25 protein-coding genes are annotated in these 23,944 nt (G+C 34.4%); all 25 read right to left on the reverse strand.

What is annotated here, in order from left to right; genetic code table 11:
* Positions 1–5: 5 nt before the first annotated feature.
* Positions 6–857 carry an NAD(+)/NADH kinase gene (locus P3F81_RS06960; RefSeq protein ID WP_147669037.1) on the reverse strand — a complete coding sequence of 284 codons (852 nt, stop codon included), beginning with the start codon at positions 855–857 and terminating at the stop codon, positions 6–8.
* 18 nt (positions 858–875) lie between these two features.
* Positions 876–1,676 carry a TlyA family RNA methyltransferase gene (locus P3F81_RS06965; RefSeq protein ID WP_147669040.1) on the reverse strand — a complete coding sequence of 267 codons (801 nt, stop codon included), beginning with the start codon at positions 1,674–1,676 and terminating at the stop codon, positions 876–878.
* Between the two features lie 6 nt (positions 1,677–1,682).
* Positions 1,683–3,572, reverse strand: a complete 1,890-nt coding sequence (dxs, locus tag P3F81_RS06970; protein WP_147669043.1) for a 1-deoxy-D-xylulose-5-phosphate synthase — start codon at positions 3,570–3,572, stop codon at positions 1,683–1,685.
* A gap of 59 nt (positions 3,573–3,631) precedes the next feature.
* Positions 3,632–4,093 carry a divergent PAP2 family protein gene (locus P3F81_RS06975; protein ID WP_147669046.1) on the reverse strand — a complete coding sequence of 154 codons (462 nt, stop codon included), beginning with the start codon at positions 4,091–4,093 and terminating at the stop codon, positions 3,632–3,634.
* A 10-nt stretch (positions 4,094–4,103) separates the two neighbouring features.
* Complete coding sequence (locus tag P3F81_RS06980; protein WP_147669049.1) at positions 4,104–4,985, reverse strand: polyprenyl synthetase family protein; 882 nt, start codon at positions 4,983–4,985, stop codon at positions 4,104–4,106.
* The gene (xseB, locus tag P3F81_RS06985) at positions 4,978–5,235 is read right to left on the reverse strand and encodes an exodeoxyribonuclease VII small subunit (protein ID WP_147669052.1); all 258 of its coding nucleotides are present in this window, start codon (positions 5,233–5,235) and stop codon (positions 4,978–4,980) included. Before xseB ends, P3F81_RS06980 begins: the two co-directional genes overlap by 8 nt.
* A complete protein-coding gene (gene xseA / locus P3F81_RS06990) occupies positions 5,216–6,439 on the reverse strand; it encodes an exodeoxyribonuclease VII large subunit (RefSeq protein ID WP_147669055.1) in 1,224 nt (407 codons plus the stop codon). Before xseA ends, xseB begins: the two co-directional genes overlap by 20 nt.
* 131 nt (positions 6,440–6,570) lie before the next feature.
* Positions 6,571–6,759, reverse strand: a complete 189-nt coding sequence (locus P3F81_RS06995; protein WP_147669058.1) for a 4-fold beta flower protein — start codon at positions 6,757–6,759, stop codon at positions 6,571–6,573.
* Positions 6,760–6,815: 56 nt separating this feature from the next.
* Complete coding sequence (locus P3F81_RS07000; RefSeq protein ID WP_147669061.1) at positions 6,816–8,129, reverse strand: replication-associated recombination protein A; 1,314 nt, start codon at positions 8,127–8,129, stop codon at positions 6,816–6,818.
* Positions 8,130–8,140: 11 nt separating this feature from the next.
* The gene (dut, locus tag P3F81_RS07005) at positions 8,141–8,593 is read right to left on the reverse strand and encodes a dUTP diphosphatase (RefSeq protein WP_147669064.1); all 453 of its coding nucleotides are present in this window, start codon (positions 8,591–8,593) and stop codon (positions 8,141–8,143) included.
* A 45-nt stretch (positions 8,594–8,638) separates the two neighbouring features.
* Positions 8,639–8,887, reverse strand: coding sequence for an RNA chaperone Hfq (gene hfq, locus P3F81_RS07010; RefSeq protein WP_147669067.1), 249 nt, complete (start codon positions 8,885–8,887; stop codon positions 8,639–8,641).
* Positions 8,888–8,930: 43 nt separating this feature from the next.
* Positions 8,931–9,872 (reverse strand): tRNA (adenosine(37)-N6)-dimethylallyltransferase MiaA, encoded by a 942-nt coding sequence (miaA, locus tag P3F81_RS07015; RefSeq protein WP_147669069.1) that lies wholly within the window; start codon positions 9,870–9,872, stop codon positions 8,931–8,933.
* Entirely contained in the window at positions 9,811–10,653 is an 843-nt protein-coding gene (locus P3F81_RS07020) for a class I SAM-dependent methyltransferase (protein WP_147669090.1), read from the reverse strand. Before P3F81_RS07020 ends, miaA begins: the two co-directional genes overlap by 62 nt.
* 12 nt (positions 10,654–10,665) lie before the next feature.
* Positions 10,666–12,498: a DNA mismatch repair endonuclease MutL gene (mutL, locus tag P3F81_RS07025; protein ID WP_147669093.1), complete on the reverse strand. Its 1,833-nt coding sequence runs from the start codon at positions 12,496–12,498 to the stop codon at positions 10,666–10,668.
* Positions 12,495–15,098: a DNA mismatch repair protein MutS gene (gene mutS / locus P3F81_RS07030; RefSeq protein ID WP_147669095.1), complete on the reverse strand. Its 2,604-nt coding sequence runs from the start codon at positions 15,096–15,098 to the stop codon at positions 12,495–12,497. Before mutS ends, mutL begins: the two co-directional genes overlap by 4 nt.
* A gap of 171 nt (positions 15,099–15,269) precedes the next feature.
* A complete protein-coding gene (miaB, locus tag P3F81_RS07035; RefSeq protein ID WP_147669098.1) occupies positions 15,270–16,595 on the reverse strand; it encodes a tRNA (N6-isopentenyl adenosine(37)-C2)-methylthiotransferase MiaB in 1,326 nt (441 codons plus the stop codon).
* 27 nt (positions 16,596–16,622) lie between these two features.
* Entirely contained in the window at positions 16,623–16,967 is a 345-nt protein-coding gene (locus P3F81_RS07040) for a DUF3870 domain-containing protein (RefSeq protein ID WP_147669101.1), read from the reverse strand.
* Positions 16,968–16,980: 13 nt separating this feature from the next.
* Positions 16,981–17,811 (reverse strand): Asp23/Gls24 family envelope stress response protein, encoded by an 831-nt coding sequence (locus P3F81_RS07045; protein ID WP_147669105.1) that lies wholly within the window; start codon positions 17,809–17,811, stop codon positions 16,981–16,983.
* A 79-nt stretch (positions 17,812–17,890) separates the two neighbouring features.
* Positions 17,891–18,715, reverse strand: coding sequence for a PHP domain-containing protein (locus tag P3F81_RS07050; RefSeq protein WP_147669108.1), 825 nt, complete (start codon positions 18,713–18,715; stop codon positions 17,891–17,893).
* A 65-nt stretch (positions 18,716–18,780) separates the two neighbouring features.
* The gene (locus P3F81_RS07055; protein ID WP_110953204.1) at positions 18,781–19,041 is read right to left on the reverse strand and encodes a stage V sporulation protein S; all 261 of its coding nucleotides are present in this window, start codon (positions 19,039–19,041) and stop codon (positions 18,781–18,783) included.
* A gap of 97 nt (positions 19,042–19,138) precedes the next feature.
* A complete protein-coding gene (locus tag P3F81_RS07060) occupies positions 19,139–19,939 on the reverse strand; it encodes a TIGR00282 family metallophosphoesterase (RefSeq protein WP_147669112.1) in 801 nt (266 codons plus the stop codon).
* Between the two features lie 12 nt (positions 19,940–19,951).
* The gene (locus P3F81_RS07065) at positions 19,952–20,467 is read right to left on the reverse strand and encodes a hypothetical protein (protein WP_147669115.1); all 516 of its coding nucleotides are present in this window, start codon (positions 20,465–20,467) and stop codon (positions 19,952–19,954) included.
* A 202-nt stretch (positions 20,468–20,669) separates the two neighbouring features.
* On the reverse strand, positions 20,670–22,217 hold the full coding sequence (gene rny / locus P3F81_RS07070; protein ID WP_309320210.1) for a ribonuclease Y: 1,548 nt from the start codon (positions 22,215–22,217) through the stop codon (positions 20,670–20,672).
* A gap of 241 nt (positions 22,218–22,458) precedes the next feature.
* The gene (locus tag P3F81_RS07075) at positions 22,459–22,884 is read right to left on the reverse strand and encodes a regulatory protein RecX (protein WP_309320211.1); all 426 of its coding nucleotides are present in this window, start codon (positions 22,882–22,884) and stop codon (positions 22,459–22,461) included.
* Positions 22,877–23,920, reverse strand: coding sequence for a recombinase RecA (gene recA / locus P3F81_RS07080; RefSeq protein WP_147669121.1), 1,044 nt, complete (start codon positions 23,918–23,920; stop codon positions 22,877–22,879). The genes P3F81_RS07075 and recA overlap by 8 nt, the downstream gene beginning before the upstream one ends.
* Positions 23,921–23,944 lie beyond the last annotated feature (24 nt).

A 23,944-nucleotide genomic window follows, 5' to 3' on the forward strand; every position in this document is an offset into this window, starting at 1 on the left:
ACTTTTCAATCTCCCCGCCACAATTTTGTCCGAACAGTTTTATAATAATTAGAATCGTCAAATTTTACAACTCTTGCTACTAGCGCTGATTTTCTTACAATGATCTCATCTTCACTTATCAACCCATGACTTACCTGTCCATCAATCGTAAGTACAATATCATGATGTGTTGCTGTAATTTTAACATGAGCTTCCTCATCTTCTGATATAATTAGCGGTCTTGCATTTAACGTATGTGGACAGATAGGTGTGATGAGCAAAACCTTTAAACTCGGATGAACAATTGGCCCCCCTGCTGAAAGGGAGTATCCCGTTGATCCTGTAGAGGTAGAAACAATGACACCATCCGCTTGATAATTCGCTAATATAGAATGATCAATAGAAAGTCCTAAACGTATCATCCGTGAAAATCCACCTTTAGTCACAACGACATCATTAATTGCAGCACCAACATAAGTCATTGCCCCATTTCGTTTAACGATTGCATCAAGCATTAGCCGTTCTTCTATTTTATACTTACCATCAATAATTTTTTGCAGCTTACTTTCTATTTCAGCTAATTCAATATCCGCCAAAAAGCCTAATCTTCCAATATTAATTCCACAAACCGGAATATTTTTTTTTGCTAAAACACGACAAGCGTTTAATAAAGTTCCATCCCCACCCAATGTCAGTACCAAATCAACATCTTTTTGTAATAGAGATTCCACCGCTAAATGGGGATAACCTAATTCTAGAGCCGCTTTTTCTTCAATAATAATTTTCACTTCTTTATCAGAAAAAAACTCTACAACTCGCGCCAACAATATATTGACATCTTTTTTATCTATATTAGGAATAACACCTATTGTAAGCATTTTTCTCGCCTCCACACCTTATAAACCGTTGTGTGCATCCCTAACTACATTCTCTATTACCTCTGCATCAATGCTATCATTTTTATCTTCAAGCTTTATGTGAAGTAAATATTCAATATTCCCCTCTGGACCTTTAACTGGAGAAAAAGTTAAACCTACTGGAATAAGCGAGATTTCATTGCATAAATTTACAATTTTACGAATTACTTCTTTATGTATCTCTGGATCTCTTACAACACCTTTTTTCCCAACCTTTTCTCTCCCTGCTTCAAATTGTGGTTTAATTAATGCCACAACTTCAGCATTAGGTAACAATAAAGTTTTAACAACAGGTAAAACTTTATCTAACGAGATAAAAGCTACATCAATAGATGCAAAATCCAATAATTCGCCTAAATCCACTGGAGTTACATTTCTAATATTTGTTCTCTCCATATTAATTACACGTGGATCTGTACGCAATGACCATGCCAATTGACCATAGCCAACATCAATCGCAAAAACCTTTTTCGCTCCATTTTGCAAAGAACAATCCGTAAATCCACCTGTAGATGCGCCAATATCCGCCACGATTTTATTCGTTAAGTCAATTGCAAAAGTTTTTATTGCTTTTGCCAATTTAAGCCCGCCTCGACTAACAAAGCCAATGCTATCCCCTGTAACTTTAATGTCTACGGTATCTTTTACCATCGTTCCAGCTTTATCTACTTTTTGCCCATCTACATATACTAACCCAGCCATAATGGACGTTTTTGCTCTTTCACGACTTGCAACTAAATTTCTTTCAACCAATAACACATCTAACCGCTCTTTTGCCATACTCTCTCACCGCACCTCAATATTCCTGATAAACGCATATGTTCTTGCTGCTATATGTGCAGGCGTTAATTTATATAACTCAAGTAAGTTTTCGCGTTTTCCTTGCTCAATAAATTTATCCGGATACCCTAATCTTAAAACTTTTGTATCACAAAATTCTCGTTCATTTAAAGCTTCTAAGACCGCTGAACCAAAACCACCAGCTAACATATTATCTTCTATTGTCACAATGTATTTAACTGTTTTTGCTAAAACTTCTATCATTCTTTCATCTAAAGGTTTTATAAATCTTGCATTGATAACACCAGCCGAAACATTTTTTTCTTTCAGTAAATTTACTGCTTCTACACATGAATCAACCATTGCTCCAACAGCCAAAAACATAACATCTGAACCAATTGAAATTTCTTCACTCATACCAACAGGAATATGCTGATATTCTGTTTTTACTTCAACGCCCAATCCATTCCCACGCGGATAACGAATTACAACCGGTGTCCTTAATGAAAATGCTGTTGCTAACATATCTTTTAATTCATTTTCATCCTTTGGTGCCATTATCGTTAAATTAGGAATATGCCGCAAATAACTATAATCAAAAACACCATGATGCGTCGGTCCATCTTCGCCTACAATCCCTGCACGATCTAAAGCAAAAACAACCGGTAATTTTTGCAAACAAACATCGTGTAGTATTTGATCATATGCACGTTGTGCAAATGTCGAATATAATGCAATAATTGGCTGTTTTCCCTCACAAGCTAATCCTGCTGCAACTGTGACTGCATGTTGTTCCGCGATGCCAACATCCAAAAACCGATCTGGATAGATCTCACCAAATTTTTTTAATCCAGTTCCTTCTGGCATAGCTGCGGTAATTGCTACAATATTTTTATTTTCCTTAGCTAATTCAATAAGCACTTTACTAAAAACTGAAGTATAAGTAGGTTTATTCGTAGTTTTTTTTATGATCTCTCCAGTTTCAATACAGAATGGACCAACTCCATGAAATTTATCCGATTCACATTCAGCTGGCAAATAGCCTTTGCCTTTCCTTGTTAAGGTATGTATCAAAATTGGACCTTGCATCGTTTTTGCTTTTTCTAATACTTCTCGCATCAATTCAATATTATGTCCATCAATTGGTCCTACATATTTAAACCCAAGTTCTTCAAATAATTCTCCTGGAACTAATAAAAAGCGTAAACTATCCTTTAGCCGCTCTACAACCTTCGCAACACTCTCTCCAATTGTCGGTATTTTTTTCAATAAGAACTCTAAATCATGTTTTACCTTATTATAAGTAGGTGCTGTACGCATCGTTGATAAATACTCCGATAGAGCACCTACATTTTTATCAATCGACATTTCATTATCATTTAAAATAACAATAAGATGTTTTCCTAAATCACCCGCATGATTTAACGCCTCAAATGCCTGTCCCCCCGTCATCGAGCCATCGCCAATCACTGCAACTACATAATTATTTTTTTTTGATAAATCCCTAGCAATTGCCATACCAAGAGCTGCGGAAATTGAAGTGCTAGAATGTCCTGTACCAAAACTATCATAAGGACTTTCGCTTCGTTTGGGGAATCCACTTAAACCACCTTGTGTGCGAATCGTCGAAAAAGCATCCCGCCGCCCAGTTAAAATCTTATGAACATAAGACTGATGCCCAACATCCCAAATAAATTTATCTTCTGGACAATCAAATACCGTATGTAATGCCAAAGTTAATTCTACAACACCTAAACTTGGTGCTAAATGTCCACCATTTTCCGCAATTGTACGGATAATAAGCTCGCGGATTTCTCCCGCGAGCTTATTTAACTGTATTAAGGAAAGTTGCTTTAGTTGTTTTGGACTATCTACTTTATCTAATATTTTATTCAAAAATCTCACATCCTTAGGAAACTACCTACCAAAACACTTCTATTATATCATAGAACCATTTAGATAAACATCATCTTACAAAAAACATAAGCTGTGGTAAAACCTAATAATCCGCCTACCAAAACTTCTATTGGTGTATGACCAAGCAACTCTTTTAATGTAATCTGATGTACTGTATGATTTACTTTTAATTCTTTAATTATTTGATTTAACACTCTCGCGTGACTTCCTGCTGCACGTCTAATTCCAGCCGCATCATACATAACAACAGATGAAAAAACAAAAGCAATTGCGAATAACGTAGAATCAGCTCCTTCACGCATAGCAATTGCCGTCGTCATTCCAACGACCAATGCCGTATGAGAACTTGGCATTCCACCAGATCCAAACATTCGTTCCAAACTAAATTCCTTAGATGAAATAAAATCAAATAGAGTTTTTAACACTTGTGCCAAAAACCATGCAAATAAAGCTGAAAATAAAATTGTATTATTCATCAATTGGAAAATTAGTTCAGCCATTTATTTCACCTCAATGATCACGTGTTATTAGATAACGAACTACGTGCCTTAAAAATTCGGCCTCTCTTCCAAAAATCTTCAATGCATCTAATGCAGATGCAACAGCGTCATTTGCCATTTCTTTAGCCTTTTCCAAAGAATATAAAGTCACATAGGTCGACTTATTATTTTTTATATCACTTCCTACAGGCTTACCAATCTTTGCAGCCTCGCCAATAACATCTAAAATATCATCAGTAATTTGAAATGCCAAACCAAAATTTTCTGCATATTCAGTTAAAGCTATCATTTCTTCTTTATTTGCACCTGCCAGAATCGCACCACTTCTAATTGCCGCTCGAAATAATGCTCCAGTTTTCGCTTGATGCATTAATCTCAAAGTTTCTATATCTACTTTTTTATTTTCTGACAATAAATCAATTACCTGTCCACCAACCATACCATTGTAACCAGCTGCCTCACTAAATTCTTTTACAACCTTTAGCAAACGCTCCGCAGGAACATTTTCTTGACGCAATACTACCTCAAATGCATTTGTAAGTAAAGCATCTCCAGCTAAAATAGCAATTCCTTCACCAAACACTTTATGATTCGTTAAATTCCCCCGACGATAATCATCATCGTCCATCGCTGGTAAATCATCATGAATCAATGAATATGTATGAATCATCTCTAAAGCACATGCAGGTTTAATATAGGGTTTCCCGTCTTCTCCACTTACAGCTTCCGCGGCAGCCATAAGTAAAATCGGTCTTAGACGCTTTCCTCCTGCTAATAAACTATACTGCATTGCATCATATAATTTAGGTGCTATATTATGATCAGTCTTTAGTAACGTAGATAGTTCAGCTTCGATAAGAGGTATTTTGCTTTCACAATATTCTTTAAACATTCTCATCATCCGCCTTTATTTTATAATCTACTGTCACTATTTTGCCTTTGCTTTCCTTTAATAGTTTATCAATTGCAGTTTCTGCATTATCTAACTTTTCTATACATAAATTTGATAATAATACTCCTTCTTTATATTTATCCATCAGTTCGTCAAGGCTAATTTCGCCATTTTCTAATTCAGAAACAATTTCTTCTAAATTTTTTAATGCATTTTCAAAAGATAGTTTTTTATTTTTTGCAACTGCCATTTGTCAAAGTTCCCTCCCCTATACAAGTTACTTTGGTATCTATTTTCCCATCTGCTAAATATAAAGTTAAATTTTCATCTTTCTTCACTTGCTTAATTGATTTTATCAAGATGTTTTCTTGTTTAGCTATAGTATATCCACGGTTTAACGCCGCTAAAGGGTTTAAGAGTAAAAGTTTTTCCAATAACACTTCTAAGCCGTGACGTTTCTGTAATAATTGATTACATTTTCCTTGTCCCATTCGTTCTACACACTTATCTAATAACTCTCTCTTTCTATCTAATATAAATTGCGGATTTGACAATATACGCTTTTGCTTACATAAATTTATTCTATGTCGCTTTTCACTTAGGATGTGTTTTACTTTTATATCCATCTTATCGCGTAAAATTCGAATTCGATGCAAAAGCTCTTTAACATCAGGCACAATAAGCTCAGCAGCTTGCGAAGGAGTGGCCGCTCGTACATCACTAACAAAGTCAGTTAAAGTATAATCGGTTTCATGACCTACAGCCGAAACAACAGGAATAGCTGACTCAAAAACTGCACGGACAACTTTTTCATCATTAAATGCCCACAAATCTTCTATTGAACCGCCACCACGGCCAACAATGATGACATCTACCGGAAATTTTGTATTAAAAGCCGCAATTGCATGAACGATTTCGAATGGAGCTTCATCTCCTTGAACTTTTACTGGATACAAACATAATTGAATCTGTGGATTTCTCCTTTTGGAAACAGTATATATATCACGTAAAACCGCACCTGTTGCTGAAGTAATAACACCAATTGTTTTCGGAAAATACGGCAATATTTTTTTATGTACAGAATCAAATAAACCTTCCATAGTTAATTTTTCCTTTAATTGCGCAAAAGCAAGACTTAGTTCACCTATACCATCCGGAAATAGACTATCCGCATAAAGTTGATACTGTCCATCGCGCTCAAATATTGTTATATAACCACTAACAACTATTTGCATGCCATCTTGTGGCATAAATTTTAAAAACTGTGCTTTATTTTTAAACATCACACATTTTATTGATGACTGCTGGTCTTTGAGCGTGAAATAACAATGACCTGAATAATGTTTTTTAAAATTTGATAATTCACCTCGAATTAGAACGGTTTGTAAAGTCTGCTCTACATCTATTAACCTTTTTATATATTTTGTAATTTCACTTACACTATATATGTTCAAAATTATTCTCCTACACTTTATCGTATTATCTCTCATAATTATGCATAATAATCTTCTTTATTATAACATAAAAAAAAAAAGGTGCTACCGAATATCAAACTATATTCGGTAGCACCTCTTAATAAATCGATTTACTTCGAATGTAAAATACGCCAAGTAAAAGCTTCACCATTTTTAAATATCTGACCAATATAACCTTCTGAACTAGAATATAATCCACCACCACTTACAAAAGCAATCGGCTGCCCAACTTTATCGTAAACGAAATTTCCAATAAGCCAAGCAACATGTTGCCCATTTAGACTAAATACAGGTTGCATTTTCCTCACCTCTTGTTTTATCTTATGTAATCAAGACAAAAAGTGATTCAATACTATTAATATTTAGTACCCCAAAATCTCTGTAATCTTAATTTCATTTCTTTTTCCTGCCCCTGCTCTGTAGGCTTATAGTAAAAAATATTTTTTAATTCATCAGGTAAATATTGTTGATAAAAGAAATGTTTTACATGATCATGCGGATAAACATAATCCTTCCCAGCCCCAAGATTAGCTGCCCCTTTATAATGTGCATCTCTCAAATGGGGCGGAACAACTCCACAATTTTTTGTTTTGACGTCATGAATTGCTGCATCAATACCTAAATAAGCAGCATTACTTTTAGGGGCTGAAGCAATATAAGTTACAGCTTGCGCAAGTGGAATTCTCGCTTCCGGCATACCGAGAAATTGCACTGCTTGTACCGTTGCCATCGCAACTACTAGAGCTTGTGGATCCGCATTTCCAACATCTTCTGCTGCACAAATTGCAATTCTTCGTGCAATAAAATTAATATTTTCACCTGCAACTAACATTCTGGCTAAATAGTGCAATGCTGCATCTGGATCACTTCCTCGCATACTTTTTATAAATGCAGAAACCGTATCATAATGTTTATCTCCACTTTTATCATAGCTATGTAGTTTTTCACCTATAACTTCTTGCAATACTTCTATATTTATAACGCCTCCAGATTCTAGCAAAGCTGTCGCTTGCTCTAAAATGTTAAGCGCCACTCTTGCATCCCCAGATGAAATCTCTGTGATCAGCAGCAATGCTTTTTCGTCACAAATAAATTTTTCATTTCCCAAGCCACGTTCTTTATCTTGCAATGCTTGCTTTAAAATGTTTTGAATATTTTCTCTAGAAAGCAAACTCAATTTCACTACACGTACTCTCGATAATAATGCTACATTTACTTCAAAATATGGATTTTCCGTTGTCGCACCAATTAAAATTAATCTTCCATCCTCTACATAAGGTAATAATACATCTTGTTGTCCTTTATTAAAGCGATGTATTTCATCAATAAAAATTATTGTTCTTTGCGTATAGAGATGTAATCTTTCTTTCGCCGCCTCAACAATTTTGCGAATATCGCTAATTCCTGCGGCTACTGCATTGATTTTTTCAAAATGGCTATTTGTCGTTTTTGCGATCATTTGAGCCAATGTCGTTTTTCCCGTTCCTGGTGGTCCAAATAGAATCATAGATGGAATCTTATCGGCTTCAATCATCTTGCGTAAAAATTTATTTTTGCCGACTATATCTTCATGACCAATAAATTCGTTAAAGTCACGAGGTCTCATTCGTACTGCCAACGGTTGAGTTTGATTCAAATTATTTTGATTTGAATAAGAAAACAAGTCCATGCAATCACCTGCTACCTTTCTCCAGTTGAACCCATTCCACCTTTACGGATGACACCATTTGATATATCATCATCCACGGTTAAATATCGATAAAAAACACCTTGCGCAATGCGCTCACCTTTATCAATATGAACGACTTCATCATTATGATTATAAAAAGCAATCATTATATGTCCTTCATTGTCTTTATTATTATAATAATCAGCATCAATAACACCTTGACTATTAATTAAGCATATTTTTTTCTTTATTGAAAATCCAGATCTTATATGTATTCCCAAATATTCATTTTCTTTCATATATGCTTTAATTCCAGTAGGTACAATAGTAACTTTATGTGGAAATAATTCGATATCAACAGCTGATTCGATATCATAGCCTGCACTTGCTACCGTTTTACGCTGTGGTAAACGAATATTCTTTTCTTTATATTCTGTAACAATTTCAAATCCTCTACTTTTCATTCTATAACTCCTTAAAATAGCTGGGCATAAATGCCCAGCTATTTTTTACTCAAATTCTTCTTTATCGTGAGAATAACTATTATTCAACGGTTTAAATGGAGTAATTGTTGATATAGCATGTTTATATACCAATTGCTGTTTGCCATCATTTTCAATAATAACGGTAAAATTATCAAAGCCTTTTACTAAACCTCTTAATTGAAAGCCATTCATTAAATATATAATAACAGCTACATTTTCTTTACGCACTTGATTTAAAAAACTGTCCTGCAAATTAATGCCCTTAACTGCCACACCCAAACCCCCCCTATTTTATTATGGTTGCATTAACAGTATTCTACTTAATCAAAAAATATCCTGCCACATCCTTGTAAATTTCTTCCACAATTTCATTGGAAGTATATTTCTCTACATTATACCAACGAATATATGGCATCTTCCGGAACCATGTCAATTGTCTTTTTGCGAAATGTCGTGTGGATTTTTTAATATGCTCTATCGCATAGTCTAAAGATACTTCGCCTTGCAAATATTCAACAATTTCTTTGTATCCAATTCCCTTCATTGCTTGACAAGTAGGCGAAACGCCGCGATGAAGAAGTTGTTTTACCTCATCAATCAGACCTGCATCGACCATCAAATCAACTCGCTCATTAATACGTTCATATAAATGACTACGCTCCATCATTAATCCAATCACCATAGCATTATATACCAATTGATTATCCTTCACACCTTTTTCTTGAGAAATACTCTCTCCACCTAAATGATATACTTCTAATGCGCGAATCACACGACGAAAATCATTAATATGCAATCTATTCGCTGCAACTGGGTCAACTTTTTCCAGCATAGCATGCACATACTCTTTTCCTTTTTGTCTAGCAAGTTCTTCTAACTGTATTCTATACTTCTCATCGCCAGGGGTTTCATTAAATTGATAATCTTCTAATAAAGACTTTACATATAATCCGGTTCCACCCGCAATAATCGGGATTTTCCCCATTTTATTAATTTCATTGATTTGTGCTGCTGCTAATTCTTTAAATTGTGTAACATTAAATTCTGCATCAGATTCAAGTATATCAATAAAATGATGTTTAATGCCAGACTGTTCTTCCCTCGTTGGTTTTGCTGTTCCGATAGAAAACCCTTTATAGACTAGCATTGAATCACCAGAAATAATTTCCGTATCTAATTTTTTTGCCAGTTCAATACTAAGATTTGTTTTTCCAACAGCAGTTGGTCCAATAATTGTAATTACTTTTTCTATTTTCATCACCTACCTGTATAACACCATAGTTTATATTGCTATATTTTCCCCCAACAATATTTTCTATGAATAATCGTTCAAACTCTTTACTCCGACGATTTTCTTTTACAACAACGTATTTTCTAGCAACTCGCTTTGCTTCTTTTAAAGCCTGTAATTCAATAGGACGATGATCCGCAACTGCACGTAGCGGCTTTAGTGCTACACTTTCTTTTAATGGGTGCCGAAACATTGGATCAAAATAAACAACATCAAAGGTTTTATCCGGCAAACTGAGTAAATACTGATTATAATCAGCTTGTACAACTTCAATCTGTTTCAATGCTTTTTCTAACCTAACATTTTCAACGCAAAATTCTTCCAAGCCATTTTTTACGATAAATGATGTAACTTCGGAATTTTCCACACCTACAACTTTACCTTCTACACCGACAATGTAACTTGCTACAATTGCATCAGTTCCCATCCCTAATGTACAATCCAAAACCGACATTCCTTTTTTAAGGTGCATTGCCATAGCCATATGATCAACCTGTCCGCGGTCAATATTTTGAATTCTTAACTGTGCCATATTTAAATGAAAAAATAATTCACCCTCATCAGTGTATGCAACTATACGTTGTTTTGTTACAACAATTATAATATCTGCTTTAGAACTCCTCTTTATCAATTCAACAGAATCATTATTCCGGAAAACAAATTGTACGTTTAGTTTGTCAGCAATCATTTTTGCTCTTTCTATCAAAGACTCTGTAACTTTTTGCCCTGTCGTTACAATGACTTTCATTTTACACCTCATCTAAGTTCGTTTAAACATCTTTGCTAATTCATCATTTTGAAATTTAATAATCACAGGGCGTCCATGTGGACAAGTATACGGCAGCGTCGTATTCGCAAGTTCATCTAAAATAATTTGCATCTGTCTAATATTCAATAAATCCCCTGCTTTAATTGCCGCCCGACATGCAGTAACTGCAATACATGCATGGCGAATTTCTTTTGCTGAAGGATTTCGCATTTCCTGTACTTCGCCGAGAATTTCTCGAATAATTGCCTCAGCCTCACCAATAGGGATATCTGCAGGCACCTCAGTTAATCGCATCGCTGACGGACCGCTAGGCTCCATAGAAAATCCAAGTTTTGAAAACAAAGCTTGGTTATCTAATATAATTTGATATTCTTTATCATCAAAATCTAGAAATAAATGGACTAACAACTGCTGTGAAGGAATTTCTTCTGCCATTTGAGCAAACCTATCATAAAGAATTCTCTCATGCGCAGCATGTTGATCTACAATATATAAATCTTTTCCTGCACTGGCGATAATATAACAATCAGCCACTTGTCCCATCGGCTGTAATGGTTCTGTATAGTTTGAAGTTTCTTCCGCAATATAAGATTCCACCTTATTTTCTTGCGCATTTTCTATTGTTCTAAATTCACGATTTTTTTCAGTCGATAACATCTTTTGAACTGTTGAAAAATCAACATTAGGATCTTTCAATTCAAGCTCTCTTCTTAACGAATTATTATATGTTTGATTTTGTGCTAGTTTTAAATCATTATGAGGAAAACTTATAGGAACACTTGTATAGTGTCTTTCAATATTTTGTACCGGAGATGCTACTGTCTCCAAATTTTCTGGCATTTTTATTGCGTCTAATACAGCTTTATATACAGCTTTAAAAATTCTACCTTCATCAGCAAATTTCATTTCTGTTTTCTGTGGATGCACATTTACATCTATTGTATGTTGAGGAACATTAATAGTTAATACTGCTAAAGGAAACCCATTCTTCGGTAGCATAGAATGATACGCATTATCTATTGCCTTAGCAATCGAACGACTACTAATAACTCTTCCATTCACAATATAAGTTTGCCATTGTCTACTGCTACGCAGTATTGCTGGTTTTGATAAATATCCCGAAATTCCAATTCCTTCATCTTGAAAATGTACATCTAGTAACTCATTACCAACTTTTACACCATAAATACTTTGTAAGGTATCAAATAAATTTCCATTTCCCGGAGTAGTTAAAACTAATTTATTATTATTAATAAATTTAAATAATATATTGGGATTAGATATTGCTAATTTAATTAAGATATCATTAATATGTGATCCTTCTGAATTTGGTGTTTTTAAAAACTTTTTTCGCGCAGGTGTATTATAAAATAAATCTTCCACTTTAATTGTTGTTCCAATATTTCCACCGGCTTCTCTGGTGTCAGTTATCGTTCCACCCTGTATTTCAACCAATGTAGCAAATTCATCATTTACTAAACGCGTAGTTAATGAAAATTTTGATACAGATGCAATTGTTGCTAATGCTTCGCCACGAAAACCTAAAGTAACAAGCGAAGATAAATCACTTACTTGGTACAATTTACTAGTTGCATGGCGTAAAACTGCTAGCTGGGCATCTTCTTTGCTCATACCATGTCCATTATCTGTAACACGCATAAAACTAGTTCCACCAGCCATAACTTCCACTTCAATTTTAGTTGCACCAGCATCAATCGCATTTTCTACTAATTCTTTTATCACTGATGCCGGACGTTCTACAACTTCTCCTGCAGCTATTTTATTTATTGTCTGTTCATCTAGCACATGAATTAAACTACTCATATCTTACCAGCCTCTTTTTTTGCTTCCTGCTGCAATTGATATAATTTATTAATTGCTTCTAACGGTGTCATGCTCATTACATCCAATGCTAAGATTTGCTCATTTAATGGATTTGCAAATAAAGATGACATACCCTCATTTGCACTTATCGCTTTTTCTTTTACCACTTTTGTATCCATATGTTTTATTTGCTTTGTCGGTTCTGCTTCTAGATCAGCAAGAATCTTTTTCGCCCGTTCTGTGACCACTTTTGGCAAACCAGCTAATTTTGCTACATGAATACCATAACTTTTATCAGCACCGCCCTGAATAATTCTCCGTAAAAATACAACTTCACTACCGCGCTCTTTTACAGCTACGCAATAATTTTTAATTCTCTCACTGTAATTTTCTAAATCCGTCAGTTCATGATAATGCGTCGCAAATAATGTTTTTGCCCCAATTTTATCTCTAACATATTCAATTACGGCTCTAGCAATACTCATTCCATCAAAAGTGCTCGTTCCTCTACCAATTTCATCAAGCACAATTAAGCTTTTTTTTGTTGCATATTTTAATATTTGTGCAACTTCATTCATTTCTACCATGAATGTACTTTGCCCACTGACTAAGTCATCACTTGCACCAATTCGTGTAAAAATTCTATCAACAGGAGTAATTGAAGCTTCTCTAGCCGGAATAAAACTTCCAACTTGCGCCATAAGTGTCAATAACGCTACTTGCCTCATATAGGTTGATTTTCCAGCCATATTTGGCCCAGTAATCACCATAATTTCACTTTCATGATGATTTAGTTCTGTGTCATTGGGTACAAATAATTCCCGTTCGAGAATTCGCTCTACTAATGGATGTCTCCCATCTTTTATTATGATTTCTCCATTAGTGTTCATTTTAGGACATATATAATTATAACGGCTAGCCGCTTCACTTAAACTATATAATGAATCAACCTTTGCAACTTGCCGAGCCGTCTTTTGAATACGATAAATTAACTTTTTAATCTGCTCGCGAATTTCAACAAAAAGCTGATATTCTAGACTAACAATTTTTTCTTGCGCACCTAAAATTTTTGTTTCAAATTCTTTCAAATCTGGAGTAATATATCGTTCTGCATTTGCCAGCGTCTGTTTACGAATATAATATTCTGGCACAGATGCAGCATTAGAATGCGTAACTTCTATATAATAGCCAAAAACCTTATTATAACCAATTTTTAAAGATTTAATGCCTGTAGTATCCTTTTCATGTTGCTCCATGTCTTGTAACATTTGTCTGCTATCACGCGCAATTACTCTAAGCTCATCTAGCTCCTTATGATATCCTTCTTTAATAATCCCACCATCACGAAGCGAGATTCCCGGTGTATCAACAATTGCATGATTCAGCAAATTTACAACATCATCATATAATTCAATATTTTCAAATGCCTGACATAATAAGTCGCTTTTCGCATCCTTTAAGCTCTCTTTAATTTTAGGTAAACTAGCAAGTGATAACCTAAGAGATACTAAATCTCGAGCATTTGCTGTTCCAACTTCAATTCGAGTTAAAAGACGTTCAAAATCATAGACTTCCTTTAACGCTTCCATTAATTGATTTCTCATACTAAATGTATCTATTAATTCTGAAATCGCTGCCTGACGTGCATTAATCTGACCTATATTAAGTAAAGGATACTCTAACCATTTTTTTAATAATCGACTCCCCATTGCTGTCCTAGTAAAATCCAATACCCCTAATAAAGTATCTTTTTTCCCACCATCACGAAGATTTCTCGTAATCTCCAAATTTCGCAAAGTATATGTATCCATGATTAAATTTTCAGTGGAATCTAAGTAAGTTAATCGATTTAAATGCGTTAAATCCGTTTTTACCGTATCATGCAAGTATCTCAACAATGCAGCTGTCCCTTTACGAGCATAAGTACTCTGAGGTTGTTCATTGTGATCAAAATGTACATTTAATAATTCCTCATCATCTAATGACACCTCTTTCATAAAAGAAAAACTACAATGGTTTAACCTTAAATTACAAAACTCTTTTAATTCATTATTAAAGGAAAGTGCTTCTACCAAAATAATTTCTGGGGGCATCAAACGATATAATTGGTCAAATAATTCTTGACGTCTTGTATCGCTATCATAAATTCCATAAAAACATTCACCTGTCGAAATGTCCGCACCAGCTAAAGTCGTTTTCCCGTCATCTTCATAAAGTAAGGCAATATAATTATTATTTGCATCAGATAAAACCGTTTCGGATAGTACAGTTCCCGGAGTAATAATTTTTATCACTTCTCGTTTAACTAATCCTTTTGCTTTTACATCTCCAGTCTGTTCACAAATCGCAACTTTATATCCTTTATTGATTAACTTTGTAATGTATCCTTCTGAAGCGTGATAAGGTACTCCACACATTGGAATTCTCTCTGGTAATCCTGCATCACGTCCAGTTAGCGTAATCTCTAGCTCACGCGATGCTAACTGTGCATCTTCAAAAAACATTTCATAAAAATCTCCTAATCGAAAAAATAAAATTTCATCAGGATGTTTACTTTTTATTTCTTTATATTGTGCCATCATAGGCGTATATCCAGCCATAAATCCACTTCCTTTACTACAAAATTTAGATATAAAAAGAGATAGAACTATGTCTTTTATTGTAATAAAAATTCATTTACTACAATAAAAAATATTCTATCTCCATCTTTTTATTGCCAAACTCCTACTTACCCATTTTACTACAAATCAACAAATTAAACCAGATGTCTTTTATATTAATTCACCTTTCAATACCCACGTTTGTGGATGCGTAATTTTAATTTGCACAAGCTGCCCTACTGCTTCATGTCCAACTTTATCCCATAAAACAATCTTATTTGTACGAGTTCGACCAGACAATACATTTTCGTCTGTTTTACTAGATCCTTCAACCATAACTTCAAGAACTCGTCCTTCTAATTGTTGATTAATCTCTAAACTGATCTGATTCTGTACATCCATCAATTGCTGTAACCGTTTCTTTTTTAATTCAGTAGAAACTTGATTTTGCATTTCAGCAGCTGGCGTACCTGACCGTTTGGAATATAAAAATGTATATGCTGCATCATAACGAATTTCTTTTAAAAAATTCAAAGTATCTTGAAAGGTTTCCTCTGTTTCACCTGGAAAGCCAACAATTAAATCTGTCGTAATACTAGCGTGAGGAACAGCCGCACGAATTTTTCTTACTAAATTCCGGTAATCATCCGTTGTATAGCCACGATTCATAGATTTTAAAATAGTATCATTTCCGTATTGGACAGGTAAATGAAATTGCTCACATATATGACGACTATTTTTAATCGCATCAATAACTTTATCATTTAAGTCACGCGGATGAGATGTCATGTAACGAATTCGTTCAATGCCTTCTATTTTATCAACTGCAGTTAATAAATCTGCAAAATCCGCTGACGCACTATCCTTTCCATAAGAATTCACATTCTGACCAAGTAAAGTGATCTCTTTAAATCCTTGCGATGCTACATCACGAACTTCTTTTAAAATATCTTCTAAATCACGACTGCGTTCACGCCCTCGCACATAAGGTACAATACAATACGTACAAAAATTATTACACCCATACATAATTGGTATCCATGTAGATATTGAACCATTACGTATAGTAGGCAAATCTCCAGGCATTTCCTGATCTCCTTGAATAACATTAACCACTCTGCCATGCGATTGTTCAACTTCTGCGATAATATTAGATATCTCATGAATTTTATTTGTTCCCATGACAAAATCAACATGTGATGCTTTTTTTAATATAGCATCACCATCTTTTTGTGCCATACAACCTGTAATTCCTATAATTAAATTCGGATTAGCTGTCTTTAACCTCTTTAAATTACCAATTTTTCCATAAATCTTATTTTCTGCACTTTCACGCACACAACAAGTATTTACAATAATTAAATCAGCTAATGACAAGTCATCTTGCTTTTCATACCCTATATTTTTCAACTGACCTGCCAAGCGTTCAGAGTCATTCTCATTCATTTGACATCCATAAGTCAAAAAACTTACAAACTTTTGTTTAATATTTTGCATCTATAAAATTGCCTCCAAAAATCTTCATTACGTTTCTTCTATAGTATTTTCATATTCTAGCATAAAATTACGATATTTATCATAAATGATTCGAATCGCTGTAATAATCGCTTTTTTTGCACTTCCCTGATAAATGCGTTCAATCATCTGACACATTCCATCCGGTCCGTTTTTAAAGGAGCAGCCAATTAATGCTCCGGCTACATGCTGACTAGCTAAATTCGTCGCTAAAGTACAGTCCGCCTGAATAATTTCACTCGTATTTACATCTACGATAACAATCAGTCCAATTGTTTTATATAGTTCTCCAGCTGTAATTCCAGTTGGTAATTTCGCGTATCCAGAGAATAACACTAAATTTTGATTCAACATGAAAAGCCTCCATTTATTTCATAGTCAATCCTATAATATAAACATCTATCTTATATATATTCATTGCTGTCATTAGCTCAACTGCTGTTAGAATTTCTTTGCGTTTTTGTTCTGCTATTTTCGGTAAATAAATACCATAAGGTAATTTTACATCCACTGTAATAACAAGACCAACCTCATTCTCTAGATTTCTTTCTCGTTTTACCCGAACTTTATATGCTTTTCCTCTTACTTCCCCTAGTTCAATAACATGCCTTACTATAGATGCGACGGCTTCGTCACTCACTGTTAGTTTCCCATAATAACTAAACATTGGTCGAACAATAGATTTTTCACCGAGTCTACGCCGCTTTGTTTTCGTTTTTTTTAAAAAAATATCTAACGGATCAATTAAATATCCCGAGAAATGTGGTTTTAATTCAATCGTCGGTACAGGGATAATATGTTTTCCCTGCTTTAATCGATAATATTGTGCTTTATTAATTTCTTCTTTACTCGCAATATCCTCAATTCGAACAATCTTTTTTATTGCCGGTAAACCAAGAATCTCTGCTATCTTATGCACCATATTTTCTGAAGTACCTAGAATAAGAATTTTTTTAGGTACTATCTCTTTTATTGCCTCGCGAACTTCCTTAGCATGATCTTCCAAGATAAAAATTGCTCTTTTTACTGCCATAATTTTGCTAGCTTCGCGCTTCGCAGAACGACCCGCAATAATTTTATTATCTTTGATCAAAATACCATCATCTATAATTGCATCTGCTTTTTCATTATGGGCAACGACGAGAGCTCTATGACTCTTACCAGTTCCACTAGGACCTACTAGAGCAATAACTTCCATTTTGCCCCTCCCTTAAATAAACTACCAATTTTTACTCTCATAAATATCATTATTATATCAAAAATAAATGTATTTGTAATTAGCAACTTTTCTTATCTAAAATTTCTGCCCAAATATCATCAATAGTAAACATCCCTAACTTCTCTGGATATCTAGTCTTTATTGCATGATAATCTGAGCCTCCAGTAATGAATAAGTTATTTTTTTTAGCCAACTCCATATATTTTATAACCTCTTCAGGGCTATGTTTAGGATGAAAGACTTCAATTCCACTAATCCCTAAAGCAATTAAATGATGAACAATTTTATCATCACCTATCATACCAGGATGTGCTATTATAGAAACTCCTCCAGCCCGCGAAACTAATTGAATAATTTCTTCACATGTAAGTTTAGCATGAGGTTCATAGGCTGGACAATTTTTACCTAAAAGCTGATCAAATATCTCCCCAAGCCTTTTAAAATAACCTTTTTCAACTAAACATCTAGCGATATGTGCTCTGCCTATAGATGTTGTATCTCCTGCTATTTCCAAAACTTCTTCCTTTTTTATTATGTATCCTAAAGAATTAAGTTTTTTTATCATGTTATCTAGACGATTCCAGCGTGCATCTACCAGTGACTTCAACTTTTCCTTTAACGGAGGGTAGTATAAATCAATATGGTATCCAAGAATATGAACTTCATTTGAAGGCATATCTGCACTAAATTCAATTCCTCTTATAATTTTTATTGACTCTTGATAGAGTAAATTTTTTTCATCAAGTTTTAATAAACCATTCAGTGTATCATGATCGGTTATCGCTATATACTTCAAGTTATTCTTTATTGCCAACTGAACAACCTCTTGCGGTGATAATCTCCCATCAGATGCTATTGTATGAATATGTAAATCACTTGCCATAATCATTCTCCTACTTTACTAGTTATACAATAAAAAAACCTGTTCAAATGAACAGGCTCTTTATTCTATCTTGGCTCTACAATTAACTTTATTGCTGTACGTTCTTCACCATCAATCAAAATATCCGTAAAAGCTGGAATACAAATCAAGTCAACGCCGTGCGGGGCAACAAAACCCCGAGCAATTGCAACTGCTTTCACAGCCTGATTTAATGCCCCTGCTCCTATGGCTTGCATTTCGGCACCACCACGTTCTCTTAAGACCCCTGCTAAAGCTCCTGCGACAGAATTTGGATTTGACTTTGCTGATACCTTCAAAACTTCCATAATTATTAGTACCCTCCTTTAATATTAAGAAAAAGAACTTATAACAACTTACAGTATCATATATTCGCCGTTTAGTAAAAAATACCTTTAATTCATTTTACATTTTTTCAATTTTTTTCAATAAATCTTTTTCTAAAATCCTAAAAATTTTTTCAACTTTACCATTACATTCATTTATATGTATAATAATCGCAGAAAATACCTTAGAACCTTTCGCTAATTCAAATTTTACTGGTAGTCCCGTTAAAAATTTTTTCAAAATTAAATCTTTATCCACCCCTAAAATCGAATCCCACGGACCAACCATGCCTAAGTCTGTAATATATCCCGTCCCTTGTGGTAAAATGCGTTCATCTGCAGTTTGAATATGCGTATGAGTTCCAACCACACAAGATACCCTCCCATCCAAATACCACCCCATAGCCATTTTTTCAGAAGTTGTTTCTGCATGAAAATCTAAAATTATATAATCACAGTCTTTTTGAATTGCACCTATAATTTCATCAGCTTTACGAAATGGACAATCCATCGCTGGCATAAAAGTGCGGCCTAATAAATTGATAACACCAACTTTTTTTCCTTTACACTCAAAAACACAGTAACCTTTGCCTGGCGTATCTGGTGGATAATTCGCTGGACGAATAAGATAATCTTCAGAATCAATAAAGGAAAAAATTTCTTTTTTATCCCAAATATGATTTCCTGATGTAACCACATCAATCTGTATTGAAAACAATTCATCCAAAACTTTTTTTGTAATTCCTACTCCACCAGCTGAATTTTCTCCATTTGCAATAACCATATCTATATTATATTCATCATGCAATATCGGAATCCATTTTTGTGCTTCGGCTCTTCCTTCTTTTCCACAAATGTCTCCCACGATCAATATATTCATTTCTTTACCCCTTTATTTGTTAAAGATCATAACTCGTCCATCTTCACGAATGCCAATTAACTTACTCATTTCTCTACTTTTATGTACATTAAACAGCATTCTATCAATTGCTTCCTCTTGTACCAGTAATTCCTCTTCTCGTATAGCATCATTATCATCTGTAATGAGATGCTCCCAAAAACATTCTTTTATTAACGCAGTAATTAAAGCAATCTCCCCTCGCGACAAAGTTGCAACATCTCGTATAACATTGATAAATACAGTATTCTCAAAACTTTCCTTTTTGATTGAAATACTACTGTTTTTTATTCCTTCCAATGCATGATAAGAAAGAATGCTACTATATAGTCTATTCTTTAAAGTAGTATATTCATCACTGATATCTACGTCATCTAAAACAAATGTCATTTTTAAAGATTCTATTGTTGGATCAAAACTAATTGTTCCAATTTCCGGATAACAGATCAAGATAGAAACTAATAAACTAACTCCATCTGCATTACGCTTTTCATCTTGTTCAATATTCATTATACATCACACCATTCAATAAATTAGCTTCTCCATAATAAATTAGCATATACATCAAATTCTATATCGCCGTATTCGCTAAAATTCACTAAATCCCTTTATTACAAAACGACCTCGCCACATAATAGCAAGGTCGTTAATTTGCATAATTACAACAGTTATCTTATTAAAAAACGATAACTACATAAGATTGTAAACAATATTATTTCGCATAATCAACTGCTCTAGTTTCCCGAATAACAGTTACACGAATTTGTCCCGGATATTCTAATTCACTTTCAATTTTCTTAACTATATCACGCGCTAATCCAACTGATGTAATATCATCAATCTTATCCGGTTTTACCATAATACGAATTTCTCGTCCAGCTTGTATTGCAAAAGATCGATCAACACCATCAAAAGATTCTGCAATTTCTTCCAATCTAGTTAAACGTTTTAAATAGCTTTCTAAACTTTCGCGTCTAGCACCTGGGCGTGCCGCAGATACCGCATCGGCAGCAGCAACTAAAACAGCTTGTACTGTTTTTGCTTCTTCATCACCATGATGTGCAGCAATTGCATTAATAACTTCTGCAGATTCACGATATTTTTTAGCTAAATCAGCACCAATCGTAACATGTGGTCCTTCAACTTCATGATCTACAGCTTTTCCTAAATCATGCAATAGTCCAGCACGTTTCGCAAGCATAACATCTACACCCAATTCAGCTGCCATAACTCCAGCTAAATGAGATACTTCTATAGAATGATTCAATACATTTTGTCCATAACTTGTTCTGTATTTCAATCTCCCTAAAAGTTTCACTATCTCTGGATGTAATCCATGAACACCTGTTTCAAAAGTTGCCTGTTCTCCAGCTTCCTTAATGCGTTGTTCAACTTCTTTTTGCGCTTTTTCAACCATTTCTTCAATACGCGCCGGATGAATTCTTCCATCAGTAATCAACTTTTCTAAAGCGATTCTTGCGACTTCGCGCCGCACAGGGTCAAATCCAGATAGTATAACAGCTTCTGGTGTATCATCAATAATTAAGTCAATCCCCGTAAGCGTTTCTAACGTCCGAATATTACGACCTTCTCGTCCAATAATTCTTCCCTTCATTTCATCATTAGGAAGAGCAACAACAGAAACTGTTGTCTCAGCAACATGATCAGCAGCACAACGTTGAATAGCTAAAGAAATAATATTACGCGCTCTTTTATCAGCTTCTTCTTTCGCCTGTTGTTCTAAATCTTTTATCATCATTGCCGTTTCATGTTTGATTTCTTCTTCAGCATTCGCTAAAAGCATCGTTCTAGCTTCTTCAGAGGTTAAACTAGAAATACGTTCTAATTCAGCCATCTGTTTTTCATGAATTTCATGAATTTCTTCTTGACTCTTGTCCAGTTCAACTTCTTTTTTATTGATGATGTCCTCTTTTTTTTCTAGAGAATCAATTTTACGGTCAAGATTTTCTTCCTTCTGCATTAGACGACGTTCTAAGCGCTGTAATTCTACACGACGTTCTTTTGTATCTCTATCTAATTCCAAACGCAATTTATGAATATCTTCTTTTGCTTCAAGTAATGCTTCTTTCTTTTTGGCTTCGCCAACCCGTTCAGCATCAACAATAATTTTTTTTGCGGCTTCTTCTGCCGAGCCAATCTGTGACTCCGCAGTTTTTTTCCTTGTCCAATAACCTGCACCTGCACCAACCACTACCGCAAGCACAACGGACAATACAATTTCAACTACAATAATCCTCACACCTCCTTGTTATATTCGTTAATACAGATAAAAGTAGAGCCTCGACTCTACTTTTAAAACATTTGTCTACATACTACAATTGTAGTAATCGACTTTGCCTTTTTAAGCATTAAATCACAACACACATAATAATTTTAAAGGTTTTTCATAGCAGTGTCAAGCTATGAAAATCTTACTTAGAAAATCAAAATATGGCCTTACCCTATGTTTAAAATTTTCCATTTAAGATACTGTATTAACTTCATAGTATATTTTCTATTGTCTGGTGTGAAAATCCTTTATTCAATAAAAATTTTACTAAAATTTCTTTGTCATATTCGATGAAATTTGAATATTTTTTTCTTAAAATACTTTTAGCGATATCAACTTCATCTGACAACTCAACTTTATCTATATTATTTAAGATGTCATTTTCATCGAATCCTTGTGCCAAAAGCTTTTTAGCAACGTAATTTGCACTATATTTATGTGTCTGATAATATTTAAAAAACAATTTCTCACATAGAGATGCATCATCTAAATACCCTTTTTGTTTTAGCACTATAATGGCCTTATTTATTTCATCACTTGTATATGATTTTTGCAACAATTTATTTGATAACTCGACTATTGAATAATCGCGCTTTGCTAACATGTTAACCGCAATCTTCAATGCTGTATTATTCATCCTGCTCCTCATTTATTGCCGTTTTCTCAGCTACCCCTTCTGCCCCTGAGTCAGAAACAATCAATTTTTCTCTTATTTTACTTTCAATTTCAGCACAAATATTTTTATTTCCACGTAAAAATTCTTTTACATTCTCTCTTCCTTGTCCGAGTCTAGTGCCAGCATACGAATACCAAGCACCGCTCTTTTCGATAATATCCATATCTGTACCTATATCAACAATACAACCTTCATGAGAAACGCCTTGTCCATACATAATATCAAATTCAGCCTGCTTAAATGGCGGTGCAATTTTATTTTTTACAACTTTAATTCGTGTTCTGTTTCCTACAATTTCATTTCCTTGTTTTAATGTGTCTATCTTCCTCACATCTAAGCGAATTGTAGCATAAAATTTTAAAGCTCTACCACCAGTAGTCGTTTCAGGACTCCCAAACATAACACCAACTTTTTCACGAATCTGATTAATAAAAACCGCTGTAGTTCTTGACTTACTAATAACACCTGTTAATTTGCGCATTGCTTGTGACATCAAACGAGCTTGTAACCCCACATGCGAATCTCCCATTTCTCCCTCAATTTCAGCTTTTGGAACTAATGCTGCAACAGAGTCAACCACAACGACATCAATAGCACCACTCCGAACCAATGCATCTGCAATTTCTAATGCCTGTTCTCCATTATCTGGCTGAGATATCAACAAATTCTCTGTATCTACACCCAATTTTTTTGCATATACAGGGTCCAATGCATGTTCTGCATCAATAAACGCTGCAATTCCGCCCAATTTTTGCGCCTCAGCAATAATATGTAAAGCTATTGTCGTCTTACCTGATGATTCAGGTCCATAGACCTCGATAATTCTCCCTCTTGGAACTCCACCAACGCCTAATGCTACATCCAAAGGCAATGTTCCCGTAGGTATTACTTCAATGTTCATATTTTTTGAAGCTTCACCTAATTTCATAATAGAACCTTTACCAAAATCTTTTTCTATTTGTTTCATCGCATTTTCAAGTGCTTTTAATTTATCCATTAAATTCCGCTCCCTTAAATATCT

The sequence above is a fragment of the Selenobaculum gibii genome, from assembly GCF_030273445.1.
Classification (GTDB): Bacteria; Bacillota; Negativicutes; order ICN-92133; family ICN-92133; genus Selenobaculum; species Selenobaculum gibii.

Bases quoted from the DNA above. Each gene is read 5' to 3' on its own strand.
- P3F81_RS06960 (WP_147669037.1), bottom strand. From the start codon at position 857: ATGCTTACAATAGGTGTTATTCCTAATATAGATAAAAAAGATGTCAAT.
- P3F81_RS06965 (WP_147669040.1), bottom strand. From the start codon at position 1,676: ATGGCAAAAGAGCGGTTAGATGTGTTATTGGTTGAAAGAAATTTAGTT.
- P3F81_RS06975 (WP_147669046.1), bottom strand. From the start codon at position 4,093: ATGGCTGAACTAATTTTCCAATTGATGAATAATACAATTTTATTTTCA.
- P3F81_RS06980 (WP_147669049.1), bottom strand. From the start codon at position 4,985: ATGTTTAAAGAATATTGTGAAAGCAAAATACCTCTTATCGAAGCTGAA.
- xseB (WP_147669052.1), bottom strand. From the start codon at position 5,235: ATGGCAGTTGCAAAAAATAAAAAACTATCTTTTGAAAATGCATTAAAA.
- P3F81_RS06995 (WP_147669058.1), bottom strand. From the start codon at position 6,759: ATGCAACCTGTATTTAGTCTAAATGGGCAACATGTTGCTTGGCTTATT.
- P3F81_RS07000 (WP_147669061.1), bottom strand. From the start codon at position 8,129: ATGGACTTGTTTTCTTATTCAAATCAAAATAATTTGAATCAAACTCAA.
- dut (WP_147669064.1), bottom strand. From the start codon at position 8,593: ATGAAAAGTAGAGGATTTGAAATTGTTACAGAATATAAAGAAAAGAAT.
- miaA (WP_147669069.1), bottom strand. From the start codon at position 9,872: ATGAAAATAGAAAAAGTAATTACAATTATTGGACCAACTGCTGTTGGA.
- P3F81_RS07020 (WP_147669090.1), bottom strand. From the start codon at position 10,653: ATGAAAGTCATTGTAACGACAGGGCAAAAAGTTACAGAGTCTTTGATA.
- mutL (WP_147669093.1), bottom strand. From the start codon at position 12,498: ATGAGTAGTTTAATTCATGTGCTAGATGAACAGACAATAAATAAAATA.
- mutS (WP_147669095.1), bottom strand. From the start codon at position 15,098: ATGGCTGGATATACGCCTATGATGGCACAATATAAAGAAATAAAAAGT.
- miaB (WP_147669098.1), bottom strand. From the start codon at position 16,595: ATGCAAAATATTAAACAAAAGTTTGTAAGTTTTTTGACTTATGGATGT.
- P3F81_RS07040 (WP_147669101.1), bottom strand. From the start codon at position 16,967: ATGTTGAATCAAAATTTAGTGTTATTCTCTGGATACGCGAAATTACCA.
- P3F81_RS07045 (WP_147669105.1), bottom strand. From the start codon at position 17,811: ATGGAAGTTATTGCTCTAGTAGGTCCTAGTGGAACTGGTAAGAGTCAT.
- P3F81_RS07050 (WP_147669108.1), bottom strand. From the start codon at position 18,715: ATGGCAAGTGATTTACATATTCATACAATAGCATCTGATGGGAGATTA.
- P3F81_RS07055 (WP_110953204.1), bottom strand. From the start codon at position 19,041: ATGGAAGTTTTGAAGGTATCAGCAAAGTCAAATCCAAATTCTGTCGCA.
- P3F81_RS07060 (WP_147669112.1), bottom strand. From the start codon at position 19,939: ATGAATATATTGATCGTGGGAGACATTTGTGGAAAAGAAGGAAGAGCC.
- P3F81_RS07065 (WP_147669115.1), bottom strand. From the start codon at position 20,467: ATGAATATTGAACAAGATGAAAAGCGTAATGCAGATGGAGTTAGTTTA.
- P3F81_RS07075 (WP_309320211.1), bottom strand. From the start codon at position 22,884: ATGAATAATACAGCATTGAAGATTGCGGTTAACATGTTAGCAAAGCGC.
- recA (WP_147669121.1), bottom strand. From the start codon at position 23,920: ATGGATAAATTAAAAGCACTTGAAAATGCGATGAAACAAATAGAAAAA.